The sequence below is a fragment of the Mycobacterium decipiens genome, from assembly GCF_963853665.1.
In the GTDB taxonomy this organism is placed as follows: domain Bacteria; phylum Actinomycetota; class Actinomycetes; order Mycobacteriales; family Mycobacteriaceae; genus Mycobacterium; species Mycobacterium decipiens.
In genome coordinates this window covers 3,648,122-3,671,356 of sequence record NZ_OY970459.1, presented here as the reverse complement: position 1 = coordinate 3,671,356, position 23,235 = coordinate 3,648,122, and the positions used below count along the sequence as shown (strand labels likewise).

The window sequence follows — 23,235 nt, the reverse complement described above, 5'->3', positions numbered from 1 at the left end:
AAAAATAGTAAACTAGCGATCCGGACGCAATCGCACAGAGAACTTGGGTGGGCGCATGGTCGAATGGCACTTGTTCTTGCCGCAGATCCGGTTGTCGATAGCCGACGTCGTGGAGCGCGCGAGCAACGCCGAGGCCAGTGGATTCGACGGCGTCGCGTTCATCGACCACCTGGAGGCGCCCGGGCGGCCCGATGAAAACATCTGGGAGGCAATGGGCATCGCAACCTGGGTGGCGGCCAAGACGCAGCGGCTGACGATCGGCCACCTGGTGCTCTGCGATGCGTTCCGGCATCCGGCGGTGCTCGCCAAACAAGCCGTTACCCTGTCAGCGGCGTCGGGTGGCAGATTCGACCTCGGCCTGGGTTCGGGGTCCTGGCCGGCGGAGTTCGCCAGATTTGGCGTCGGTCAGCAGGATCCGGTGGCCCGGGTCGAACAACTCGAGCGCCACCTGGCCCTGATCCGGAAGTATTGGGCGGATAGCGAGGTAAGTCAATCGCCCAAGCCCGCCCATCCGATCCCGTTGATCCTTGGCGGTAGCGGGCCGCGGATGATGGAACTCGTTGCTAAATATGCGGATTGGTGGAATCTGCAGGCGGACAAGCTGGATCGGTTGCCCCGGCTGGCCTCGGCAACCGGATCGGCGCGGATATCGGTTCAGCAGATTGTGGGCTTCGTGCGGTCCGACAGCGAGCCGAGTGCCGTGCGAGAGGTGAGCACCCGGCGATACGGTCGCCTGGGGTCTGGGCTGGTCTGCGGGGATGCGGGCGAGTTGATCGAACACTTCGCGGGCCTGACCGCACAGCGGGTCGAACGCTTCTACGTGTGGTTCGCCGACTTCGCCGTCCCGGAAACCTTGGCCGAATTCGGCGAATCGGTGATCAAGGCGTTTCCCACGCCGTAGCGTGCCGACAGGCTCCGGTGGGCATCACCGGGTGACCAATGCGGTTCTCGACAGGCTCCCTAGGGGCGCCGGATGTCTTGCGGGCGGGACAACGCCTGCGGCGAGAGTGCATAGATCCGTTGTTCTCCTCGACCCGCCAGGACGTAGGTCTGCGTGTCGGCAAGATGGCGGCCCGCGATCCGCCGAGCCCGATCGACGTCGCCTTCCGCGATCGTCTCGGTCAGCTTGATATGGGTATTGAGCACCGCGCGGCGCTTGGCCAGCGACGGGTAGGTACCACGCGCCGAGCTCTCGTCGGCCCATTGGCGTTCATGGCTGGTCCACAGCGACTCCAGGCTGCCGACGACCGCGATAATGGTGTGATTTCCGCAGCCGCGGACGATGAGATCGTGGAATTGCCGGCCGATTTCGGTGAAGCGCCGGCCGTCGTCAAGGTGCTCGGCCATGGTGTCGTTGACCTGCTTGAGCTCCGGCACCAGGGTGTCGGAGCGGTCGGGGCGTTGGGCCGCCAGTGCGGCACAGGCCGGCTCGAGTTCCTGCAACGCCGCACCCAGGTCGCCAATGGCGACGGACTCGCTTTGCAACAACAGGCCGAGCATGTAGGCGGCGCTGGTCTTGGCCGGTGCGTGCACGACGGCGCCGCCACGGTTACCCCGCCGGACCGAGATCAGTCCCTCGGTCTCCAAGATCCGCAACGCTTCCCGCAGCGAGACCAGGCTGACATTGAACTGTTCGACGAGCACCTCCTGGCGGGGCAGCAGATCGCCGTCGGATAGCTCACCGTTGATGATCTGGCGGCGCAATTCATCGGCTACGATCTCGGCGATCCTCGGCGCCGACAACCGGCGGCGGGGTTCGGGGCCAATTCCCAGGGCGGTCATCCGATCCTCGCAACGAAGTAGCAGGCTTAGCTATCTTAGCAGTAATGGTATAAATAGCCGCGTGACTCACGGGTCGGGCCGACGGCCGACACCGCTTGACGAATTGCGTGTCGTCGAGATCAGTGACCGCATAGCCGGCAGCTACTGCGGGAAGCTGCTGGTCGACGCCGGCGCACAGGTGCGCAAAATCGAACCGTCGCAAGGAGATCCGCTGCGGCGGTACACGGCCACCTGCTCACCGGTGCCCGATGATGCTAGCTCACCATTGTTCAGCTATCTCAACGCGGGCAAACAGAGCCTGACCTGCGCACCCGATTCCACGCGATACCGCGCCGAACTCGCCGCCGCCGACGTCGTGGTGGTGACCGCCGGCCGGTCGCGGGCGTCGGCCCTGGGCATCGATCCGCGGCGGCTGTTGGCCGACTCTGGCCGGGCGGTCGTCGTCACCATCTCCGACTTCGGCTGGACTGGCCCGTTCGCCGATCGCGCGGCCAGCGAGTTCACGCTGCAAGCCTGGGCGGGCTCGCCCGGCTTTCGCGGGGACCCGGCCGGGCCGCCCATCTCGATTGGCGGCGACCTCGGGGAGTACATGGGCGGGGTGTTCGCCGCGTTCGGCGCGCTGGCCGTGCGCCGCCGCGTCGAGCACGGCGGCCGCGGTGAACATCTCGATCTATCGATGCTCGAGGCGATGACCCTGATGCAGAGCAGCGAGTGGCTGCATTCCCAGTTGCTGCGGGTCCCGCCGGTAACCCGCACCCTCGAAGTGCCCTCGATCGAACCCGCCAAGGACGGCTACGTCGGGATCACGATGGTCACCGGTCAACAGTGGCTCGACTTCGCCGCGATGGTCGAATGCCCGCAGCTCGAGGAGATCGAACGGCTGCGTTTTCAGATCGGCCGGTGGCAATACCGTGACCTCATTCGCGAACTGATCCGTCCCTGGATGGCCGAACGGACCGTGGCGGAGATCGTAGGGCTCGGGCAACTTTTCCGGCTGCCGATCGCGGCGCTGGGCAATGGCGCCACCATCGGGAACATGGACTACATAACCGAACGCGGGGTGTTCGTCCGCAACCCCGCCGGCTTTCACCAGCCCCGCCCACCGTGGCTGATGTCGCGGTGTGCACCCGCGCCGGTAGGTGCGACGCCCGGCCTGGGTGCGCACAACGACCAACCGCCTTGGCGCCAATGCGAACCCGAGGACCACGCGGCACCGCAGGGGTTGCCGTTGGCGGGGGTTCACATTGTCGACCTGACCGCGTTCTGGGCCGGGCCGGCCGCCACCCACCTACTGGCCGCGTTCGGCGCCGACGTCGTCAAGGTGGAATCGATCCAGCGGCCCGACGGTATTCGCTACTCGGGCGGCATGCGCACCGACGTGGACGACTGGTGGGAATACGGCTGGGTGTTCCACGCCATGAACACCAACAAGCGTTCGGTCACATTGGATTTGGGCTCCAGTGAAGGACGTAGGCTGTTCCTCGCATTGACGGCGGGCGCAGACGTAGTCATCGAGAATTTCTCACCGCGAGTGATGGACCACTTCGGGCTCACCGCCGACGCGCTGCTAGCGGTGAACCCCAAGCTGGTTGTCGCCCGGATGCCGGCGTTCGGGCTGGCCGGGCCGTGGCGCGATCGAGTCGGATTCGCGCCCACCATGGAGCAGATCGGTGGCCTGACCTGGGTGACCGGATTGCCGGAGCAGCCACCGGTGACCCCACGCGGAGCCTGTGATCCGCTGGCCGGCGTGCACGCGGCGTGGGCGGTGCTGGCCGCGCTGCACTTCGCCGAACGCACCGGCTCGGGTCAGCTGGTCGAGTTGCCGATGGTCGAGACGGTGCTGAATGCGACCGCAATCCAGCCGATCGAATCCGAGGTCTTCGGGCGCACACTGAGCCGGCGGGGCAACCGCGGTTCGGGTTCAGCGGTGCAGAACCTGTACCGGTGCGACGGCGACGATGCGTGGATTGCGGTCACGGTCGCCACCGACCAGCAGTGGTGCGCGCTAGTCGATCTGATGGGTCGACCGGCCTGGTGTGATGACGGCCTGTGCACCGGGGCCGGACGGCGGGCGCGGGCCGACGAGATCGACCGTGGGCTACAGGACTGGTTCGCCGGCCAGCAGCTGGCATCGACGGTGGAACGTCTGGCCGGCGCCGGCATTCCGGCCGCGCCGGTGGTATCACCATCGTTGGTGACTGAGAATCCCCAACTTCGCGCTCGGGGCTTCTTCGAGTCGTTGATCCACCCACGGACCGGCCCCGGACTTTATCCGTGTCCACCTTTCGCGCGCATCGCCGGCCAGCGCGAATGGCTCATGCGCCCGCCACCCACCCTCGGCGAACACAACGAAGAGGTGCTGCGGGAGCGGTGCGGGTTGACCGGGGAGGATCTCGCGCGCTTGGCAACCAGCGGGGTGATCGGTACTCGTCCCAGTGGCGTGTGACCGTCATTGTTGGGAAAGTCCTTGCGCCACAAAGCGAATCCAGAAAAGTTGACGTGCAAGCACTAAGATAGTAACAATAACTAGGGCGCGCCAGCGTCTAGTACGGAGAACTCGCTATGGATCCGTCGGAACGGGAGTTCGGTCCGGGCGGGATCGCGCTCTCCTCGTACCGGTTTCCGACGGGGTGGTTTATCGTTGCTTTCGCATCCGACCTGGGCGCCGGTGAGGTCAAGCGCTTGCACTACTTCGGTTCCGAGCTGGTGTTATTTCGTACCGGATCCGGCGCGGTGCACGTGCTGGACGCCTACTGCCAGCACCTCGGCGCGAATCTGGGCGTCGGCGGCACCGTGGCGGGGGAACACATCGTCTGCCCTTGGCATGGTTGGCATTGGCGTGGTGACGGCACCAACGCGCTGATCCCGTACAGCAAGATCGGCTGTAAGAACAACGTCCGGATCCGTACCTACCCGACCATTGTGTGGTACGGCTTCATCCTGGTCTGGCACGAGCGCCACGGTAGGTCACCGTACTGGCAACCGCCGGTGCTACCGGAACTGGAGACCGGCGAGTACTACCCGCTGCACCCGCACAGTCGGATGCTCAACCGAGTCAAAGTGCATCCGCAGATGATCATCGAGAACGCCGCGGACCCTTACCACGTCCAGTACGTACACAAGGCCGCGAACCCGGCAAACACCGCCTCATTTGAGGTTTCGGGCTACCACCTGCATGCCACGGTCAACGCGAACTTCGGTGGCGGCCGGGCGAAGACCTGGTTGACTCCGCATGGTCCGGTCGACGCCAAGATCGTCTACGACAACTATTCGCTGGGGTTGGGAGTCGTTCGCTTCCCCGGCGACCTGGTGGCCACCGTCCAGGTCACCGGGCAGACACCGGTCGACGAGGACTACACCGACTACTTCTACACCCAAGCCTCCGTTCGCGAGCCCGGTGACACCGGCGGTGTGCCCAACGGCCGCGCCGCCAAGTTCTTGGCGCTCCAACAAGAGGTCATCAAACAGGACTTCTTCACCTGGGAGAACATGAAATACCTGGAGAAGCCGAACCTGGCGCCCGAGGAAGCGCACGACTATGCCGCCCTGCGCCGCTGGGCACACCGCTTCTACCCGGGCGAGCAACCCACGCCGACCGATTTTGGGTACACGCCCGAGGGCGAACCCGACCCGGCGGTCTGGGGGGCCTGATCCCTTGGCGCCCTCGAATTTCGGCGTCGATCGTTTCACGGTGCCGGCCGTGCTGGACCGTCGAGCTGAGCAGTTTCCCGATCGGGTGATGATGTGCGTGGCCGGCACCGAGGTTACCTTCGAGCAGATGCGACGGCGGTCCTGCGCGGCGGCGAACGTGCTAGCCGACCTGGGTGTCGGCCGGGGCGACCGGGTGGCGCTGTTCACCGCGACCTGCCCGGAATGGATCTACTTCTGGCTGGGTGCAGCACGGATTGGCGCGGTGAGCGCGGCGGTGAACGCCGCGAACAAGGGCGACTTCCTACTGCACGCCCTGCGCTTGTCGCGGGCGAAGGTGATCCTGACCGACCCAGAGCGACGCCCCAGGGTCGACGCGATACTGCCCAGCTTGGAAACGATTGCCGATATTGTGGTGCAAGGTGATTCACTCAACAGCGCGCTGATGCGCGATGCCGCCCCGCTGGACGATTCTGCCGAGGCTGGGGAGGTGGGCTCGCTGTTCTTCACCTCGGGCACCACCGGAGCTTCCAAAGCGGTTGCCACATCGTGGCATTACCTGTTCTCGGTGGCTGCGACCGTCGCCTCGTCCTGGGAGTTGCGCGCGGGCGAGGTGTTGTGGACCGCGATGCCCCTCTACCACTTGAGCGCGGCACCCAGCGTGCTGTCCCCGATGCTGGTGGGCGGGACAACCGTGCTCGCCGGTGCGTTTCATCCCGCCGAGGTGTGGGACGACGTGCGCGCCCATGGAGCAATCGGTTTCGTCGGCGCCGGCGCGATGGTTTCGATGCTGCAGAACCTTCCCGCCGATCCACGTGATGCGCGGTTGCCGCTGCGGTTCATCTCCGCTGCGCCCATCGACGCGAGCCGCTACCATGCGATCGAGGAGCGCTACGGCTGTCGCATCGTCACGATGTATGGGCTGACCGAGGCATTTCCCATCGCCGTCAAAGGCGTCGCCGATGACGGGATCACCGCAGCGTCGGGCCGGCCCAACCCGAATTTCGACGTGCGCATCGTCGACGAGGACGGCGTTGCCTTGCCGGCCGGAGTGGTCGGGGAGATCGCCTGCCGGGCTAGGTATCCGCACGTAATGAGCGAAGGGTACCTAGGTCACGGTGGGCGGCTGGATCGGCACCCTGAGTGGTTCCGCACCGGAGACTTGGGCAGGATCGACGGTGGCGAAGACGGGGGCCGGAGTCTGACTTTCGTGGACCGCCTGAAGGATTCGCTGCGCAGACGCGGAGAGAACGTCTCCTCGGTGGAGGTGGAGACCGTCGTCATGCGCCATCCGGCGGTGGCCGAAGCCGCGGCGGTGGGCGTCCCCGGTGAAGTTGGCGAGGACGACATCCTCCTCATTGTGACGTTGCGCCCTGGGGCTGCACTGGATTGTGCCGAACTGCTCGATTTCTGCGCAGTGCGGATGCCCTACTTTTGCGTGCCGCGGTTTGTCGAGACGGTCAACGAGCTTCCGAAAAATGGCATCGGACGGATACGCAAAGATCAATTGCGTGCCCGAGGGCTGAGTCCGGGGGCCTGGGACCGTGAACGCCACGGCTACGTAGTTCGCCGGTGAGTTTAGTGTTACGTCAGTTTCGCGGGAGGCTTGAGCACACGATGACCATGACCTATCAGCAGGAGCAAATGCTGCACGCCGCAACGGCCCGCGCCGCCATCCTGGATCTGTCCGCCCGGCACAATCGGGCCTATTCCGATGGCGACCGCGACACCTGGATCGCCACGTTCCGCCACGCCGGTGCCAGCTACACCCGTGACGGCGAGCCGGTCGACGATCTGAGCTCGGCCTTCGACGGCGGCAATGGGCAACGCCTGGTCACCCTCGACCACGAGATCCACGTCGACGGGGTCAATGCGATCCAGCGCTGTGCCGCCGTGCTTTTCGCGGTCAGCGGATATGGCGACGCCACCCTGCTGGCCACCGGGACCTACCGGGATCAGCTGAGCTACGAGCGGGGCGGGTGGTACTTCACTTCCCGTGAACTGCACTGGGATTCGGTTCCGAGCCGGTTTCCGCTCGTCATGTGAGCTGATCGAAATCATGGCTATCAAGTGAGCTACGAATTGGCTTTCGGTACCTATGCGGATGCGCTGCGGATTCTCGGCGCGACGACCGAACCGCGAACCGCGGCGACGGTGGTCAGCGGTGCGCGCATCCAGTTGTTCGCCGCCCTGGTCCACGACGGCAATCGTTCCTATTGGGACGCCGCATACGCCGGTCAACGTTGGGGAGGGTTACTTGCCCCACCGGCTTTGTTGCCGGGATGGCTGATACCCCCGCCGTGGCAGCCATCGGATCAAGCGGGCGCGAGAGCACCGGCCACATCGGTTGCGCTGCGGGTACCGTTACCCGGCACGACATTCGTCAACGCGGCCAACGACGCCGAGTTTCTGCAACCCATCGTCGAGGGTGATCTGCTTACCGTTGTCGAGCAGCTGGTGTCGGTGTCGCCGGAAAAGCGGACCCGGCTGGGCGTCGGTCATTTCGTGGAAACGCTGCAGACCTATCGCCGACAGGACGGTGCCGTGGTGGCCAGAAGCCGGAATACCTTGTTCCGGTTCACTCCCGGGGCACGCTCCGGGGAGGCCTCGTGACGGGCCCGGATCTGGACTGGAACCAGATCAACGTTCCGGTCGAGCTGCCCGAGGTGACCGACCGGATCAGCTACCAGCGGGTGGTGGAGAACGCCGGCGCAACCTGGGATTATTACCCCGGCCATTTCGACCCCGGCTATGCCCAAAGCCAGGGCAACCCGACGATTTTCGTCAACACGATGCATCTGGCGGGGTTCGTCGATCGGATCGCGACCGACTGGGCAGGCCCGGGCAGCCGCGTGGTGCGGCGCCGGATGCGGGTATCCGGCGCGGTCTATGCCGGTGACACCATCGTTGGCCGGGGCCGGGCGGTGGCCAAACGGCGTGACACCTCCGTCGACCCGCCGCGCTACCTTGTCGACATCCAGATCGAGGTTATCAACCAGCACGGCGCGCTGTGCTGCCCGGTGGAGCTCACCCTGCAGGTTCCCGAATCCCCTTGACCGGCGGCATCTTTCCCTTGCACAGCACCGTCTGCAGCTCGACATACTCACCAAGGCCCTCGGGCCCGAATTCGCGCCCGATGCCCGATTGCTTGAAGCCGCCGAACGGGGTGCTGATGTCGAGCGTGTACATGTTGATGCCATAGGTCCCGGCCCGCACCCGCGCGGCGACTTCGAGCCCGTGGGCCGAATCGGCGGTCCACACCGAACCGGCCAGACCGTAATCGCTGTCGTTGGCGATCCGCACCGCATCGTCCTCGTCCCGGTAAGTCAGGACGGTCAGGACCGGGCCGAATATCTCCTCCCGGGCGATGCGCATGTCGTTCGTGGCGTCGGTGAACAGCGTCGGCCGCACGTACCAGCCGCGCCCGGCCGGGTTGTCCCAGCCACCGACCACGATGCGGGCGCCGTCCCCTTCCCCGCAGCGGATGTAATCCTGGACCCGATGTTGTTGCCGTCGGGTGACCAGAGGTCCGATGTCGGTCGCCTCGTCGGCGGGATCGCCGACGCGCAGGGCCGACATCATCTCGGCCAACGCGTCGACGACGTCGTCATGACGCCGTTCGCTGACCAGGATTCGGGTCTGTGCCACGCAGGCCTGTCCGTTGTTCATCAGGCCGGCCGTCTTTAATGCCGCAACGGTCTTGTCGATGTCGGCGTCGTCGAGAATGATGGCGGCCGACTTGCCACCCAACTCCAGGCTCACCCGTTTCAGCTGTTCTCCGCACAGGGCGGCAATCCGGCGCCCGGTGGCGGTGGAACCGGTGAACGCGATCTTGTCGACACCGGGATGGCGCACCAGCGCCGCGCCCACCGACGGTCCGCCGGTGAGCACCGATACCACGCCGTCGGGTAGATCAACTTGGCCGATCATCTCGGCCAACCACAAGGCGTCCAGCGGTGTCTCCGGCGCCGGTTTGACGATGACGGTGCAGCCTGCGATAAGGGCGGGTATCAGCTTGGGCATGATCAGGAATTGCGGCACGTTCCACGGCACGATCGCCCCGACCACCCCGACCGGAGCCCTGCGCAGGTGTACCTCGCCGAGCACGCCGTGGCGGCGTTCTGTCCACCCGAAGTCCCGGGCTGCCGCGAGGGTGAGGTGGATCAGCGACGCGGCTCCGGCCGCTTGGCCCAGTCTGCTGAAACTGCGCGGCGACCCCATCTCCGCGGTGATCAGGTCGGCCATTTCGTCGAGGTGGCGCGCGTAGATCGCGGCCAGCTCTTCGATCTTGCGCATCCGCTCTTGCGGCTCCAACCGCGGCCACGGACCGTGGTCGAAAGCTTGCCGCGCGGCGGCGACGGCGGCGTCTACCTCGTCGAGGCCGGCCACCGGAGCGTGGCCAATCGGCTCTTCGGAGTGCGGGGAGATGACCGTGAGCCGATCGGCAGCGGCGGGTTTGCGCCAGCCTCCGCCGATGAACAGTTCATCGTAGGAATGGTGTTCGGGGTTTTCCGTCATCTTGACTATTGACGCTAACATAGCCAAAAAAGCGGGGCTGAGATGAATGGCGACTGGCGCAAGTACCCATTTCGGCTGGTGCCCGGTGACGACTGGCTGGAGTTTCCCGCCGCCGAAGGCGAACATCCCGACCAGGAGTCCGATACCTGGTTTCTGGGCGGTCAGCTCGACGGGCGCGAAACCGGCCGGTCGTTCGCATTCCTGACCATCTTCAACAAGAACCGGCCGGGGGGATCGGTCGTGGCCGACTTCTACACGCTGGCGCTGTTCGATCTGGACACCGCGGGGTACGGCACGTATACGGACTACGACATGCCGCCGGCCAGCATGAAACCGGGCGTGGCGCCCAAGCTGTCCGTCGCTGTGGGGCATCTCGACCTCGAGTACCAAAGCAGTGCCGGCGCCGCGTCGTGGACCACTTGCCGCGACGGCGCAGGGGAACTGCGGCCCTACACCTACCAGGTCAGCCTGGTCGGCGAAGACCAGTCCGGTCGGTCCATGCGGCTGGACCTGGCCGTGACGCCGACACGCGCTCCGACACCAGTGGGCGCCTCGACGTACCACGGGAAGATCGTCTGCTTCGGCCAACCCGACACCTACTCCTACTTCCAAACCGGAATGGCCATGACCGGAACGCTGTGCTGGGGAGAGCTGGCCGAACAGGTTTCCGGCGTTGCCGGGCATGTCGACCGGCAGTGGTTTCCGAAGTATGCGGGCGGCGGGGGAAGTGGGGGAGACCCGCGGGCCAGATCGCATGAATGGTGCACGATCAATCTCGACAACGGCGTCGATCTGAGCATCTGGCGACAGTTCGACCGCATGAATGGTAATGCGCTGCAACCGTTTACCGGTGTGACGACAAGCTACCCCGATCCTGACCTGGTCCCGCAGTGCGCCGAGGACATCGATGTCACCGTCAACAGCTATGTCCGCTGGCCAAGTTCGGTGCGGCCCCTCCTGCCTCCGATCGCTGGCGCCCGGTACCTGCCGGATCGCCACCGAATCATCAGCGCCACAATGCAACTGGATCTCGTTGGGGAGCCCCTGGTGGCCGTTCCGGCGCATTGCCTGCCGATCGAATACTTGGCAGGTCCGTACCGCTACCGCGGAATGCTGCGGGGTAGACCGGTGCGTGGCTTTGCTTTCTACGAACGTTCGCTGGCACTGTACCGGGATTGGGAGCTGATCGATGTGCTGGCCGCCGCCGTCGCGAATGCCGAGCCGGGCTTGAGTGCGACGGTGGACAACGTGCTGCCGATGGTAGTTTCGGGCCGCCGCCGTGAAGCGCTCGACGTGCTGCGGGCGCCATCCGCGGTGCTGCCGGCGGATTGTGACCAGGATGTCCGAGACGCCCTCGACGCGGTGATCGACTCGCTGACCAACGCGCCTACTGGCGCAGTGCGCGGGCCCACGTGAGGTGGCGATGCTGCAGCCCGGGTTCGTTGCGCCCGAACACCAACTGGTCGCGGATGCCGGCCGTCAGGTTCGCTTGCAGCCCCTCGGCCAGCCGGTAGTCCTCGTCGCGCACAGTCGCATGTGCGTAGTCGAAGACGGCTGCGGCGCCGGCGGCGGCCGCATCGTTGGACAGGTCCAGCGGCGTCGAGTTCTGATGAACGGTGATGGACCTACCCGGGTGGTCGCCCGGGTAGATCCGGAACAGCTCTCCGTTGGCGATCGTCACCGACACCACGATGTTCGGGAACAGTGCGTAGATCACGACCATGTTGTGCAACGGGTCCCACTGGTCCTCGGAAACGTTGTCGAGGTCCACGATCGTGTTGAGCGGGAAGATCAACCGGTGGTGCGGACCATATGAGTCGAAAACGGTGCAGTTGCTGCGGGCGATGGTGGCAAAAGTCTGCTGATGCACGGTAGCGAAGTGGTAGTTCTCCGCGAAGGTGTCAACCGCCAGCTTCCAATTGATTGGGGAGTCGAGCACCTTTTCGCCCAGCGGCGACCACCGTGCGATCCCCCACGAGTCGAGCTCGTCGGCCAGCGGCCCCAGGTGTGCTGCGACGTCCAGGGTGGCACCGGGATCTAGTGCCACCCAAAGGAACCCGGCGAGTTCGGCCGCCGGAAGTTCGGTAAGCCCATCGGACTTGGAGGCCACCTCGGGGAAGCCTTCGCGGCCCGGTAGCCCGACCAGTCGCCCGGTGTTGTCGTATGTCCAGGCGTGGTACGGGCAGCTGAACCGCTTCGCGGTGCCGCACCCGGTCACCACCGGTGCCTGCCGGTGCAAGCAGACGTTGTCGAACGCCTTGATTGATCCGTCGGACGTTCTGGTCAGCAGGATGGATCGTCCCATCACCGTCTTGGTGCAATACGCGCCCGGACTGGCCAGCTCCGACACGTAACCGACCAGTTGTGGACTGGACATCAACATGGCTTTGTCGCGGTTGTGTCGCTCCGGCGAGGTGTAGTCCCGCGCGTCGACCGCGTACTGCTGGGGCGCGAGGTCGGTCGATTTGTCGCGGGCCAGTTTCAAGGCCCGGCGGGTGAGGTCGATGAGTTGGTCGTGATCCATCGGAACTACCTCGTTGAGGGTAACTTTACTAACTTTATAGTGACAACAAAGATTCGGCCACGACGGTTGTTGGGTCACCGTGATGTATATGTGACCAATGGAGTCAGTGTGTCAGCTGGGGCTTTTGTCGTACCCTGTGGCATATGGCGGTTTCGCGGCGTGATGTGCTCAAATGCGCGGCGGCGACGCCGGGCCTATTGGGTCTCGGCGTCGCGGCGTCGGCGTTGCGCGCCGTACCGGCGTCGGCGGGTTCACTTGGCACCTTGTTGGACTACGCGGCCGGAGTCATCCCCGCCAGCCAGATCAGGGCGGCCGGCGCCGCGGGTGCGATCCGATACGTGTCGGATCGGCGGCCCGGCGGCGCCTGGATGCTCGGCAAGCCGATGCAGCTCGCCGAGGCCCGTGACCTGAACCGCAATGGACTCAAGATCGTGTCGTGCTACCAGTACGGCAAGGGGAGCACCGCCGACTGGCTGGGCGGTGCCGGCGCCGGCCTGCAGCATGCCCAGCGCGGGCTGCAGCTGCACACGGCCGCAGGCGGCCCGGCGAGCGCCCCCATCTACGCCTCGATCGACGACAACCCGTCATATGAGCAGTACAAGAACCAGATCGTTCCGTATCTGCGGTCCTGGGAGTCGGTAGTCGGACACCAGCGGACCGGGGTATACGCCAACTCGAAAACCATCGATTGGGCGCTGCGCGACGGCTTGGGCTCCTACTTCTGGCAGCACAACTGGGGCTCGCCCAAGGGGTACGCCCACCCGGCCGCACACCTGCACCAGGTAGAGATCGACAAGCGCTCGGTTGGTGGGGTCGGGGTGGACGTCAACGAAATCCTCAAGCCCCAATTCGGGCAGTGGGCCTAGCCCGCTGCCCGGTCAGGCCCGCCGCGCGCTGCACTCCAGCAAACACTCGTTCGCTCGCTGCGCGGCATTGCCAGTTCCGGGCCAAACGCGACCGATTGCGCGGCGCCACGGTCGGCACATCGTCACGCCCCCGCCGCAGCGGTTAATTTTAACATAACGATTTGATAACAAAACTGCCTTGATCAGCGCAGTTATAGCTACTCAGCCGTAACCACCTGCATGCAGGAGCTTTGTTGTGGATCCCCGCGCCGACGATCAAACGCGGTGTTACCCACGACACGGTTACCCGTGCGTAGAACTCGCCAGTAACCAATCAGCGTAAAAAAAGTGGACCGCTCCTTATGCCACTCTTATATGGCCGATGCAGTCCGTCGCGCCGCTCGATCCACGGGCCGGCCGACCGACAACACACCGGTCAGACGATTTTCGGCGGCGATTCGATGCGGAATCAACCGGGATCGGCCTGAAATCGGCCCGGAATCGGCAGGACCCGCACGGCGGCGATGACCCGCCGCACGAACACGTACAGACGCACACAGGGAGACAACGTGACGATCCACGAGCACGACCGGGTGTCCGCTGATCGCGGCGGGGATAGCCCGCATGAGGGGCAGCTCCCGCTTGCCGGCGACACCCATGCTCTGGTCGATCGCCTCATGGCTGGTGAGCCGTACGCCGTCGCGTTCGGTGGCCAGGGCAGCGCCTGGCTTCAGACCCTCGAAGAGCTGGTGTCGGCCGCTGGGATCGAACCCGAGTTGGCGACGCTGGTCGGTGAGGCGGACCTGTTGCTCGAGCCGGTCGCCGATGAACTCATAGTGGTGCGCCCGATCGGCTTCGAGCCGCTGCAGTGGGTGCGTGAGCTGGCGGCCGAGGATCCGGTTCCGTCCGACAAGCACCTGACATCCGCCGCGGTGTCGGTACCGGGTGTGCTGCTCACCCAGATCGCGGCCACGCGCGCGCTGGCCCGGCAGGGTATGGACCTGATGGCCACCCCGCCGGTGGCCCTGGCGGGGCACTCCCAGGGTGTACTGGCGGTGGAGGCGCTCAAGGCCGGTGGAGCACGCGACGTAGAGCTATTTGCCTTGGCCCAGCTGATCGGCGCCGCCGGAACGCTGGTGGCCCGCCGGCGCGGAATTTCCGTGCTCGGCGATCGTGCGCCGATGGTGTCGGTCACCAACGCCGACCCCGAGCGCATCGGCCGGTTGCTCGACGAGTTCGCCCAGGACGTTCGCACGGTGCTTCCCCCGGTGTTGTCGATCCGCAACGGCCGGCGTTCCGTCGTCATCACGGGCACGCCCGAGCAGTTGTCGCGCTTCGAGCTCTACTGCCAGCAGATCGCCGAGAAGGAAGCGGCCGACCGTAAGAACAAGGTCCGCGGCGGCGACGTCTTCGCGCCGGTCTTCGACCCGGTGCAGGTAGAGGTGGGTTTCCACACGCCGCGGCTGGCCGATGGAATTGACATCGTCGGAGGCTGGGCGCAGCGGTTGGGTCTCGACGTCACGTTGGCCCGGGACTTGGCCGAGTCCATCCTGGTACGCCGGGTCGACTGGGTGGAAGAAATCACCCGCGTCCATGAGGCCGGTGCGCGCTGGATTCTCGATCTGGGTCCCGGCGATATCCTGACCCGGCTGACCGCGCCGGTCATCCGCGGCCTCGGCGTGGGCATTGTGCCCGCCGCCACCCGCGGAGGTCAGCGCAACCTCTTTACCGTCGGTGCCATTCCCGAGGTCGCCCGGCCCTGGTCCAGCTACGCCCCGACCGTGGTTCGCCTCCCCGACGGCAGGGTTAAGCTCTCGACCAAGTTCACCAGGCTGACCGGCCGGTCGCCGATCCTGCTGGCAGGCATGACCCCCACCACGGTCGACGCCAAGATCGTCGCCGCCGCGTCCAACGCCGGGCATTGGGCCGAGCTGGCCGGCGGCGGGCAGGTTACCGAAGAAATCTTCCATGACCGGATCGAACAACTGGCCGGACTGCTCGAGCCTGGCCGCACCTACCAGTTCAACGCGCTGTTCCTCGATCCCTACCTGTGGAAGCTCCAGGTGGGCGGCAAGCGGCTGGTACAGAAGGCCCGCCAGTCCGGCGCGGCGATCGACGGCGTGGTGGTCAGCGCCGGCATCCCGGACCTCGAGGAGGCGGTCGAGCTGATCGGCGAGCTGGGCGACATCGGCATCAGCCACGTCGTGTTCAAGCCCGGGACCATTGAACAGATCCGCTCGGTAATCCGGATCGCGACCGAGGTGCCCACCAAACCGGTGATCATGCATGTCGAGGGCGGGCGCGCCGGCGGCCACCATTCTTGGGAAGATCTCGACGACCTGCTGCTGGCCACCTACTCGGAGTTGCGGTCGCGCGCCAACATCACTGTCTGCGTCGGCGGCGGCATCGGCACGCCGGCACGTGCCGCCGAGTACTTGTCCGGGCGCTGGGCACAGGCCTACGGCTTCCCGCTGATGCCGATCGACGGCATCCTGGTTGGCACCGCGGCGATGGCGACCAAGGAATCCACCACGTCGCCGTCGGTCAAGCGGATGCTGGTCGAGACGCACGGCACCGACCAATGGATCAGTGCCGGGAAGGCTCAGGGCGGCATGGCGTCCAGCCGCAGCCAGCTCGGTGCCGACATTCACGAGATCGACAACACCGCGTCGCGTTGTGGCCGGCTGCTCGACGAGGTCGCCGGCGACGCCGAGGCCGTCGCGGCGCGCCGCGACGAGATCGTCGCGGCGCTGGACCGCACGGCTAAGCCCTACTTCGGCGACGTCGCCGAGATGACCTACCTGCGGTGGCTGCGCCGCTATGTCGAGCTGACCATCGGCGAGGGCACCTCGACTGCCGACACCGCCTCACCCGGTAGCCCCTGGCTGGCCGACACCTGGCGGGACCGCTTCGAGCAGATGTTGCAACGCGCCGAAGCCCGGTTGCATCCAAAGGACTTCGGCCCAATCGAGACCGTGTTCACCGACGGTGCGCTGCTGGAAAACCCCGACCAGGCCATCGGCACCCTGCTGGCGCACTACCCAGACGCCGAAACCGTGCAGTTGCATCCCGCGGACGTGCCCTTCTTCGTGACGCTGTGCAAGACACTGGGCAAGCCGGTCAACTTCGTGCCAGTGATCGACAAGGACGTGCGGCGCTGGTGGCGCAGCGACTCGCTGTGGCAGGCGCACGACGCGCGCTACGACGCCGACCAGGTGTGCATCATTCCGGGCACCGCGTCGGTCGCCGGTATCACCAGGATGGACGAGCCGGTCGGTGAGTTGCTGGACCGCTTCGAGCGGGCCGCGATCGATGAAGTGCTCGCCACCGGGGCCGAGCCACAAGATGTCACCTCGCGCAGGCGCGGCCGCGCCGATGTCTGTGGTGCGCTGGCCGTCGTGCTCGACGCGCCCGATGTGCGCTGGTGCGGGCGGACCGCCACCAACCCGGTTCATCGAATCGCCGATCCGGCCGACTGGCAGGTGCACGATGGACCCGAAAACCCGCGTGCCACACACTCATCCACCGGAGCTCGGCTGCAAACTCAAGGCGGCGACGTCGTGCTGAGTGTGCCGGTGTCGGGCACCTGGGTCGACATCCGGTTCACCCTGCCGGCCAACACCGCTGACGGCGGTACCCCGGTGATCTCCACCGAGGACGCCACCACCGCCATGCGTTCGGTGCTGGCGATCGCCGCCGGCGTTGCCGGCCCGGAGTCGTTGCCCCCGGTCGCCAACGGGACGGCCACCCTGGCGGTGGACTGGGACCCCGAGCGGGTCGCCGACCACACCGGGGTCACGGCCACCTTCGGCGAGCCGCTGGCGCCCAGCCTCACCACCGTGCCCGACGCGCTCGTCGGACCTTGCTGGCCCGCGGTTTTCGCAGCCATCGGCTCGGCGGTCGCCGACACCGGTGACCCTGTGGTGGAGGGCCTACTGAGCCTGGTGCACCTGGACCACGCCGCCCGTGTGATCGGTCGGCTGCCGACCGTCCCGGCCCAATTGACCGTCACCGCAACGGCTTCCAATGCGGTCGACACCGACATGGGCCGCGTCGTCCCGGTTTCGGTCACGGTTAGCGGAAGCGACGGCGCGGTGATCGTCACCATGCAGGAGCGGTTCGCGATCCTTGGGCGCACCGGCGCCGCCGAACTGGTCGAGCCGATGCGGGCCGGTGGCGCGGTCTCCGAAAACGCCACCGACACCCCGCGCCGGCGGCGCCGCGATGTAACGATCACCGCACCGGTCGACATGCGCCCGTTCGCGGTGGTGTCCGGCGACCACAACCCCATTCACACCGACCGGGCGGCCGCGCTGCTCGCCGGCCTGGAATCGCCGATCGTGCACGGCATGTGGTTATCGGCCGCAGCGCAGCACGCGGTGACCGCCACCGACGGGCAGGCCCGTCCACCGGCCCGACTGGTCGGCTGGACCGCGCGGTTCCTGGGCATGGTTCGTCCCGGCGACGAGGTGAACTTCCGCGTCGAGCGAGTCGGAATCGACCAGGGCGCAGAGGTTCTGGAAGTAGCCGCCCGCATCGGTTCGGATCTGGTCATGTCGGCGTCGGCACGGCTGGCGGCACCCAAGACCGTCTACGCATTTCCCGGGCAGGGCATCCAGCACAAGGGCATGGGCATGGAGGTGCGGGCCCGCTCCAAGGCGGCTCGCAAGGTGTGGGACACCGCGGACAAGTTCACCCGCGAGACGCTGGGCTTCTCGGTGCTGCACGTGGTGCGCGACAATCCCACCAGCATCATCGCCAGTGGTGTGCACTACCACCACCCCGATGGGGTGCTGTACCTCACCCAATTCACCCAGGTCGCCATGGCGACGGTGGCGGCCGCCCAGGTCGCCGAGATGCGGGAGCAAGGCGCTTTTGTCGAAGATGCCATCGCGTGTGGCCACTCGGTTGGCGAGTACACCGCGCTGGCCTGTGTGACCGGGATCTATGAGCTGGAAGCCTTGCTGGAGATGGTGTTTCACCGCGGCTCGAAGATGCATGACATCGTGGAGCGCGACGAGCTGGGCCGCTCCAACTACCGGCTGGCCGCGATTCGGCCGTCCCAGATCGACCTCCCCGACGCCGACGTTCCCGCATTCGTCGCCGGGATCGCCGAGAGCACCGGTGAATTTCTGGAGATTGTGAACTTCAACCTGCGCGGGTCGCAGTATGCGATTGCCGGTACGGTGCGCGGGCTCGAGGCGCTGGAAGCCGAGGTGGAGCGGCGCCGCGAACTCGCTGGCGGCCGGCGGTCCTTCATCCTGGTGCCCGGCATCGATGTTCCGTTCCATTCGCGGGTACTGCGGGTCGGGGTGGCGGATTTCCGCCGCTCGCTGGACCGGGTCATGCCGCGCGATGCCGATCCCGACCTGATCATCGGGCGCTATATCCCCAACCTGGTGCCGCGGTTGTTCACCTTGGATCGTGACTTCATCCAGGAGATCCGGGATCTGGTGCCCGCCGAGCCGCTTGACGAAATTCTGGCCGACTACGACACCTGGCTTCGCGAGCGCCCGCACGAGATGGCCCGCACGGTGTTCATCGAGCTGTTGGCTTGGCAGTTCGCCAGCCCGGTGCGGTGGATCGAGACGCAGGATCTGCTGTTTATCGAGGAGGCCGCCGGCGGCCTGGGTGTGGAGCGGTTCGTCGAGATCGGCGTGAAGACGTCGCCGACGGTGGCGGGTTTGGCCACCAACACCCTCAAGCTGCCCGAATATGCCCACAGCACAGTGGAAGTGCTCAATGCCGAGCGCGACGCCGCGGTGCTGTTCGCCACTGACACCGATCCCGAGCCGGAGCTTCAGGACGAGTCGGCACCCGCGGCAGAAGCCGCAGCGCCGGACGCTGCACCCGCGGTCGATGTCGCCCCGGCGGTCGCTCCGGCTGGCGCCGGAGCTCCGTCCGGGGCTGCGCGCCCCGACGACCTGGCCTTCGACGCCGCCGATGCCACCCTGGCGCTGATTGCATTGTCGGCCAAGATGCGCATCGACCAGATCGAGGAACTGGACTCCATCGAGTCCATCACCGACGGCGCGTCGTCGCGGCGCAACCAGTTGCTGGTGGACTTGGGTTCGGAGCTGAACCTGGGTGCCATCGACGGTGCCGCGGAGTCCGACCTGGCCGGGCTGCGTTCGCAGGTCACCAAGCTGGCGCGCACATATAAGCCTTACGGCCCAGTGCTTTCCGACGCGATCAACGATCAGCTGCGGACGGTGCTCGGCCCGTCGGGCAAGCGGCCCGGCGCCATCGCCGATCGGGTCAAGAAGACCTGGGAGCTTGGTGACGGTTGGGCCAAGCACGTCACGGTCGAGGTCGCGCTGGGAACGCGCGAGGGCACCAGCGTTCGTGGCGACGCCCTGGGGCACCTGCACGAGGGTGCTTTGGCCGACGCCGCTTCCGTCGACAAGGTCGTCGACGCCGCAGTCGCTTCGGTCGCCGCGCGTCGGGGTGTCGCCGTCGCCCTGCCAGCTAGCGGCGGTGGGGGTGGTGCGACCGTCGACGCGGCCGCGCTCTCCGAGTTCACCCAGCAGATCACCGGCCGCGACGGCGTGCTTGCCTCGGCGGCCCGCCTGGTGCTTGGCCAGCTGGGGCTGGATGACCCGGTTTCCGCGTCCCCCGCGGCCACCGATGCCGAGCTCATCGACCTGGTCACCGCCGAACTGGGCGCGGACTGGCCACGTCTGGTGGCGCCGGTGTTCGACGGAAAGAAGGCCGTCGTCTTCGACGACCGCTGGGCCAGCGCCCGCGAGGATCTGGTCAAGTTGTGGCTGACCGACGAGGGTGAGATTGACGCCGGGTGGTCGCATCTGTCCGAAAGGTTCGAGGGCGCCGGTCACGTCGTGGCGACCCAGGCCACCTGGTGGCAGGGCAAGTCGCTGGCCGCTGGCCGCCACATCCACGCGTCGCTGTACGGCCGTATCGCCGCCGGGGCTGAGAACCCGAACCCGGGCCCCTACGGCGGCGAAATCGCCGTGGTGACCGGCGCTTCGAAGGGCTCCATCGCCGCTTCGGTGGTCGCGCGACTGCTCGACGGCGGTGGCACCGTCATCGCGACGACTTCGAAGCTGGACGAGCAGCGATTGACCTTCTACCGCACGCTGTATCGCGACCACGCTCGCTACGGCGCGGCGCTGTGGGTCGTTGCGGCGAACATGGCGTCCTACTCCGACATTGACGCTCTCGTCGAATGGGTGGGCACGGAGCAGACCGAAAGCCTTGGGCCGCAGTCGATTCACATCAAGGACGCGCAGACCCCGACGCTGCTGTTCCCGTTCGCGGCACCGCGTGTCGTCGGCGACCTGTCGGAGGCCGGTTCGCGGGCCGAGATGGAGATGAAGGTACTGCTGTGGGCCGTGGAGCGGTTGATCGGCGGCCTGTCGACGATCGGCGCCGAGCGTGACATCGCGTCGCGGCTGCACGTGGTGCTGCCCGGCTCGCCGAACCGCGGAATGTTCGGCGGTGATGGCGCTTACGGCGAGGCCAAGTCTGCGCTGGACGCAGTGGTGAGCCGCTGGCACGCCGAGTCTTCGTGGGCGGCCCGGGTCAGCCTGGCGCATGCGCTGATCGGTTGGACCCGTGGCACCGGGCTGATGGGCCACAACGATGCCATCGTCAGCGCAGTCGAAGAGGCCGGCGTCACCACCTACTCCACCGATGAGATGGCCGCAATGCTGCTGGATCTGTGCGACGTGGAGTCCAGGGTGGCCGCGGCCAGCTCGCCGATCAAGGCGGACCTGACCGGCGGCCTTGCCGAAGCCAACCTCGACATGGCCGAACTGGCCGCCAAGGCGCGCGAGCAGATGTCGGCCGACTCAGCTGTGCACGACGACGCCGAAACTACCGGGGCCGAGGGCATTATCGACGCGCTGCCCTCGCCGCCCCGCGGCGACCGTCCGGCCCCGCCGCCGGAATGGGACGACCTCGACGTCGACCCGGCCGACCTGGCAGTGATCGTCGGCGGCGCGGAAATCGGCCCGTACGGCTCGTCTCGCACCCGATTCGAGATGGAGGTCGAGAACCAGCTGTCGGCGGCCGGTGTGTTGGAGCTGGCCTGGACGACCGGGTTGATCCGCTGGGAAGACGACCCTCAACCGGGTTGGTATGACACCGGATCCGGCGAGTTGGTCGACGAATCCGAGCTGGTCGAGCGATACCACGACACCGTCGTGGACAGAGTGGGAGTTCGCGAATTTGTTGATGACGGGGCGATCGACCCCGACCACGCCTCGCCGTTGCTGGTGTCGGTATTCCTGGACAAGGACTTTTCGTTCGTGGTGTCTTCGGAGGCCGACGCGCGGGCTTTCGCCGAGTTCGATCCAGAGCACACGGTCATCCGGCCGGTGCCCGACTCGAGCGACTGGCAAGTCATCCGCAAAGCCGGCACTGAGATCCGGGTGCCGCGGAAGACCAAGCTGTCGCGGGTTGTTGGCGGCCAGATCCCGACCGGGTTCGACCCGACGGTGTGGGGGATCAGCCCGGACATGGCGAGCTCCATCGACCGGCTGGCGGTGTGGAACATCGTGGCGACCGTCGATGCGTTCCTGTCCTCCGGATTCAGCCCGGCCGAGGTAATGCGTTATGTGCACCCAAGCTTGGTGGCCAACACCCAGGGCACCGGCATGGGTGGCGGCACTTCGATGCAGACGATGTACCACGGCAATCTGTTGGGCCGTAACAAGCCGAACGACATCTTCCAGGAAGTCTTGCCGAATATTATTGCCGCGCACGTGGTTCAGTCCTACGTCGGCAGCTACGGCGCGATGATCCACCCGGTTGCGGCATGCGCGACGGCCGCGGTGTCGGTCGAGGAGGGCGTCGACAAGATTCGGTTGGGCAAGGCCCAACTGGTGGTTGCCGGTGGTCTGGACGACCTGACGCTGGAGGGCATCATCGGCTTCGGTGACATGGCGGCCACCGCCGACACTTCCATGATGCGTGGCCGGGGCATCCACGACTCGAAGTTCTCCCGACCCAACGACCGCCGACGGCTGGGCTTCGTCGAAGCCCAAGGTGGCGGCACCATCTTGCTGGCCCGTGGTGACCTGGCGCTCAAGATGGGGTTGCCGGTGCTTGCGGTGGTGGCGTTCGCGCAGTCGTTCGGCGACGGCGTGCACACGTCCATCCCGGCCCCGGGCCTGGGCGCGCTCGGTGCGGGCCGCGGTGGCAAGGATTCGCCGTTGGCGCGGGCGCTGGCGAAGCTGGGCGTGGCTGCCGACGACGTGGCGGTCATCTCCAAGCACGACACCTCGACGCTGGCCAACGATCCCAACGAGACCGAGCTGCACGAGCGACTCGCGGACGCACTCGGACGATCCGAAGGCGCCCCGCTGTTCGTGGTGTCGCAGAAGAGTTTGACCGGCCACGCCAAGGGAGGTGCGGCGGTCTTCCAGATGATGGGGCTCTGCCAGATGCTGCGGGACGGCGTGGTCCCACCCAACCGCAGCCTGGACTGCGTGGACGACGAACTCGCCGGCTCGGCGCACTTCGTGTGGGTGCGCGAGACGTTGCGGCTCGGCGGCAAGTTCCCGCTCAAAGCGGGGATGCTGACCAGCCTCGGGTTCGGCCATGTGTCCGGCCTGGTCGCACTGGTGCACCCGCAGGCGTTCATTGCGTCGCTGGACCCCGCACAGCGCGCCGACTACCAGCGGCGTGCGAACACACGCCTGTTGGCCGGTCAGCGCCGGCTGGCCGCCGCTATCGCCGGTGGGGCGCCGATGTACCAGCGGCCGGCCGACCGTCGATTCGACCACCACGCCCCGGAGAAGCCGCAGGAGGCGGCGATGTTGCTGGATCCGGCCGCCCGGCTCGGTGACGGCGAGGCGTATATCGGCTGACTTTGGCCGGATTGCCAGGCTTCACCTCGGTCGGCTGCGCGGACCGCATCGTCGCCGGACTGGGTCATCCGTTAACGTGGCGACC

General features: G+C 66.5%; 13 protein-coding genes. 10 read left to right on the top strand and 3 right to left on the bottom strand.

The window, feature by feature from the left end; translation table 11 throughout:
- Positions 1-55: 55 nt before the first annotated feature.
- On the top strand, positions 56-901 hold the full coding sequence (locus AADZ55_RS16150; protein WP_085324416.1) for an LLM class flavin-dependent oxidoreductase: 846 nt from the start codon (positions 56-58) through the stop codon (positions 899-901).
- A gap of 59 nt (positions 902-960) precedes the next feature.
- Here the strand turns inward: AADZ55_RS16150 and AADZ55_RS16145 are convergent, their stop codons facing one another.
- A complete protein-coding gene (locus tag AADZ55_RS16145; RefSeq protein WP_085324536.1) occupies positions 961-1,782 on the bottom strand; it encodes a FadR/GntR family transcriptional regulator in 822 nt (273 codons plus the stop codon).
- 61 nt (positions 1,783-1,843) lie between these two features.
- On the opposite strand from AADZ55_RS16145, the gene AADZ55_RS16140 reads away from it, so the two are divergent.
- From AADZ55_RS16140 to AADZ55_RS16115, 6 genes are all read left to right on the top strand, one after another.
- Positions 1,844-4,228, top strand: coding sequence for a CoA transferase (locus AADZ55_RS16140; RefSeq protein ID WP_423202321.1), 2,385 nt, complete (start codon positions 1,844-1,846; stop codon positions 4,226-4,228).
- A gap of 116 nt (positions 4,229-4,344) precedes the next feature.
- Positions 4,345-5,433 carry an aromatic ring-hydroxylating oxygenase subunit alpha gene (locus tag AADZ55_RS16135; RefSeq protein ID WP_085324418.1) on the top strand — a complete coding sequence of 363 codons (1,089 nt, stop codon included), beginning with the start codon at positions 4,345-4,347 and terminating at the stop codon, positions 5,431-5,433.
- A 4-nt stretch (positions 5,434-5,437) separates the two neighbouring features.
- Positions 5,438-7,006: an AMP-binding protein gene (locus AADZ55_RS16130; protein WP_242670026.1), complete on the top strand. Its 1,569-nt coding sequence runs from the start codon at positions 5,438-5,440 to the stop codon at positions 7,004-7,006.
- Between the two features lie 41 nt (positions 7,007-7,047).
- Positions 7,048-7,476, top strand: a complete 429-nt coding sequence (locus tag AADZ55_RS16125) for a nuclear transport factor 2 family protein (protein WP_085324420.1) — start codon at positions 7,048-7,050, stop codon at positions 7,474-7,476.
- Positions 7,477-7,500: 24 nt separating this feature from the next.
- On the top strand, positions 7,501-8,043 hold the full coding sequence (locus tag AADZ55_RS16120; RefSeq protein WP_085324421.1) for an FAS1-like dehydratase domain-containing protein: 543 nt from the start codon (positions 7,501-7,503) through the stop codon (positions 8,041-8,043).
- Positions 8,040-8,486 (top strand): MaoC/PaaZ C-terminal domain-containing protein, encoded by a 447-nt coding sequence (locus tag AADZ55_RS16115; protein WP_085324422.1) that lies wholly within the window; start codon positions 8,040-8,042, stop codon positions 8,484-8,486. Before AADZ55_RS16120 ends, AADZ55_RS16115 begins: the two co-directional genes overlap by 4 nt.
- On the opposite strand, the gene AADZ55_RS16110 is transcribed toward AADZ55_RS16115, so the two are convergent.
- The gene (locus AADZ55_RS16110) at positions 8,458-9,948 is read right to left on the bottom strand and encodes an aldehyde dehydrogenase (RefSeq protein WP_085324423.1); all 1,491 of its coding nucleotides are present in this window, start codon (positions 9,946-9,948) and stop codon (positions 8,458-8,460) included. The genes AADZ55_RS16115 and AADZ55_RS16110 overlap by 29 nt on opposite strands.
- A gap of 42 nt (positions 9,949-9,990) precedes the next feature.
- Here AADZ55_RS16110 and AADZ55_RS16105 point away from each other — a divergent pair, with 42 nt between their 5' ends.
- Complete coding sequence (locus AADZ55_RS16105; RefSeq protein ID WP_085324424.1) at positions 9,991-11,364, top strand: secreted hydrolase; 1,374 nt, start codon at positions 9,991-9,993, stop codon at positions 11,362-11,364.
- Here the strand turns inward: AADZ55_RS16105 and AADZ55_RS16100 are convergent.
- Entirely contained in the window at positions 11,336-12,472 is a 1,137-nt protein-coding gene (locus AADZ55_RS16100) for an aromatic ring-hydroxylating oxygenase subunit alpha (RefSeq protein WP_085324425.1), read from the bottom strand. The genes AADZ55_RS16105 and AADZ55_RS16100 overlap by 29 nt on opposite strands.
- Before the next feature lie 143 nt (positions 12,473-12,615).
- Here AADZ55_RS16100 and AADZ55_RS16095 point away from each other — a divergent pair, with 143 nt between their 5' ends.
- Positions 12,616-13,338: a DUF1906 domain-containing protein gene (locus AADZ55_RS16095; RefSeq protein WP_085324426.1), complete on the top strand. Its 723-nt coding sequence runs from the start codon at positions 12,616-12,618 to the stop codon at positions 13,336-13,338.
- Between the two features lie 548 nt (positions 13,339-13,886).
- Positions 13,887-23,150 (top strand): type I polyketide synthase, encoded by a 9,264-nt coding sequence (locus tag AADZ55_RS16090; protein ID WP_085324537.1) that lies wholly within the window; start codon positions 13,887-13,889, stop codon positions 23,148-23,150.
- Positions 23,151-23,235 lie beyond the last annotated feature (85 nt).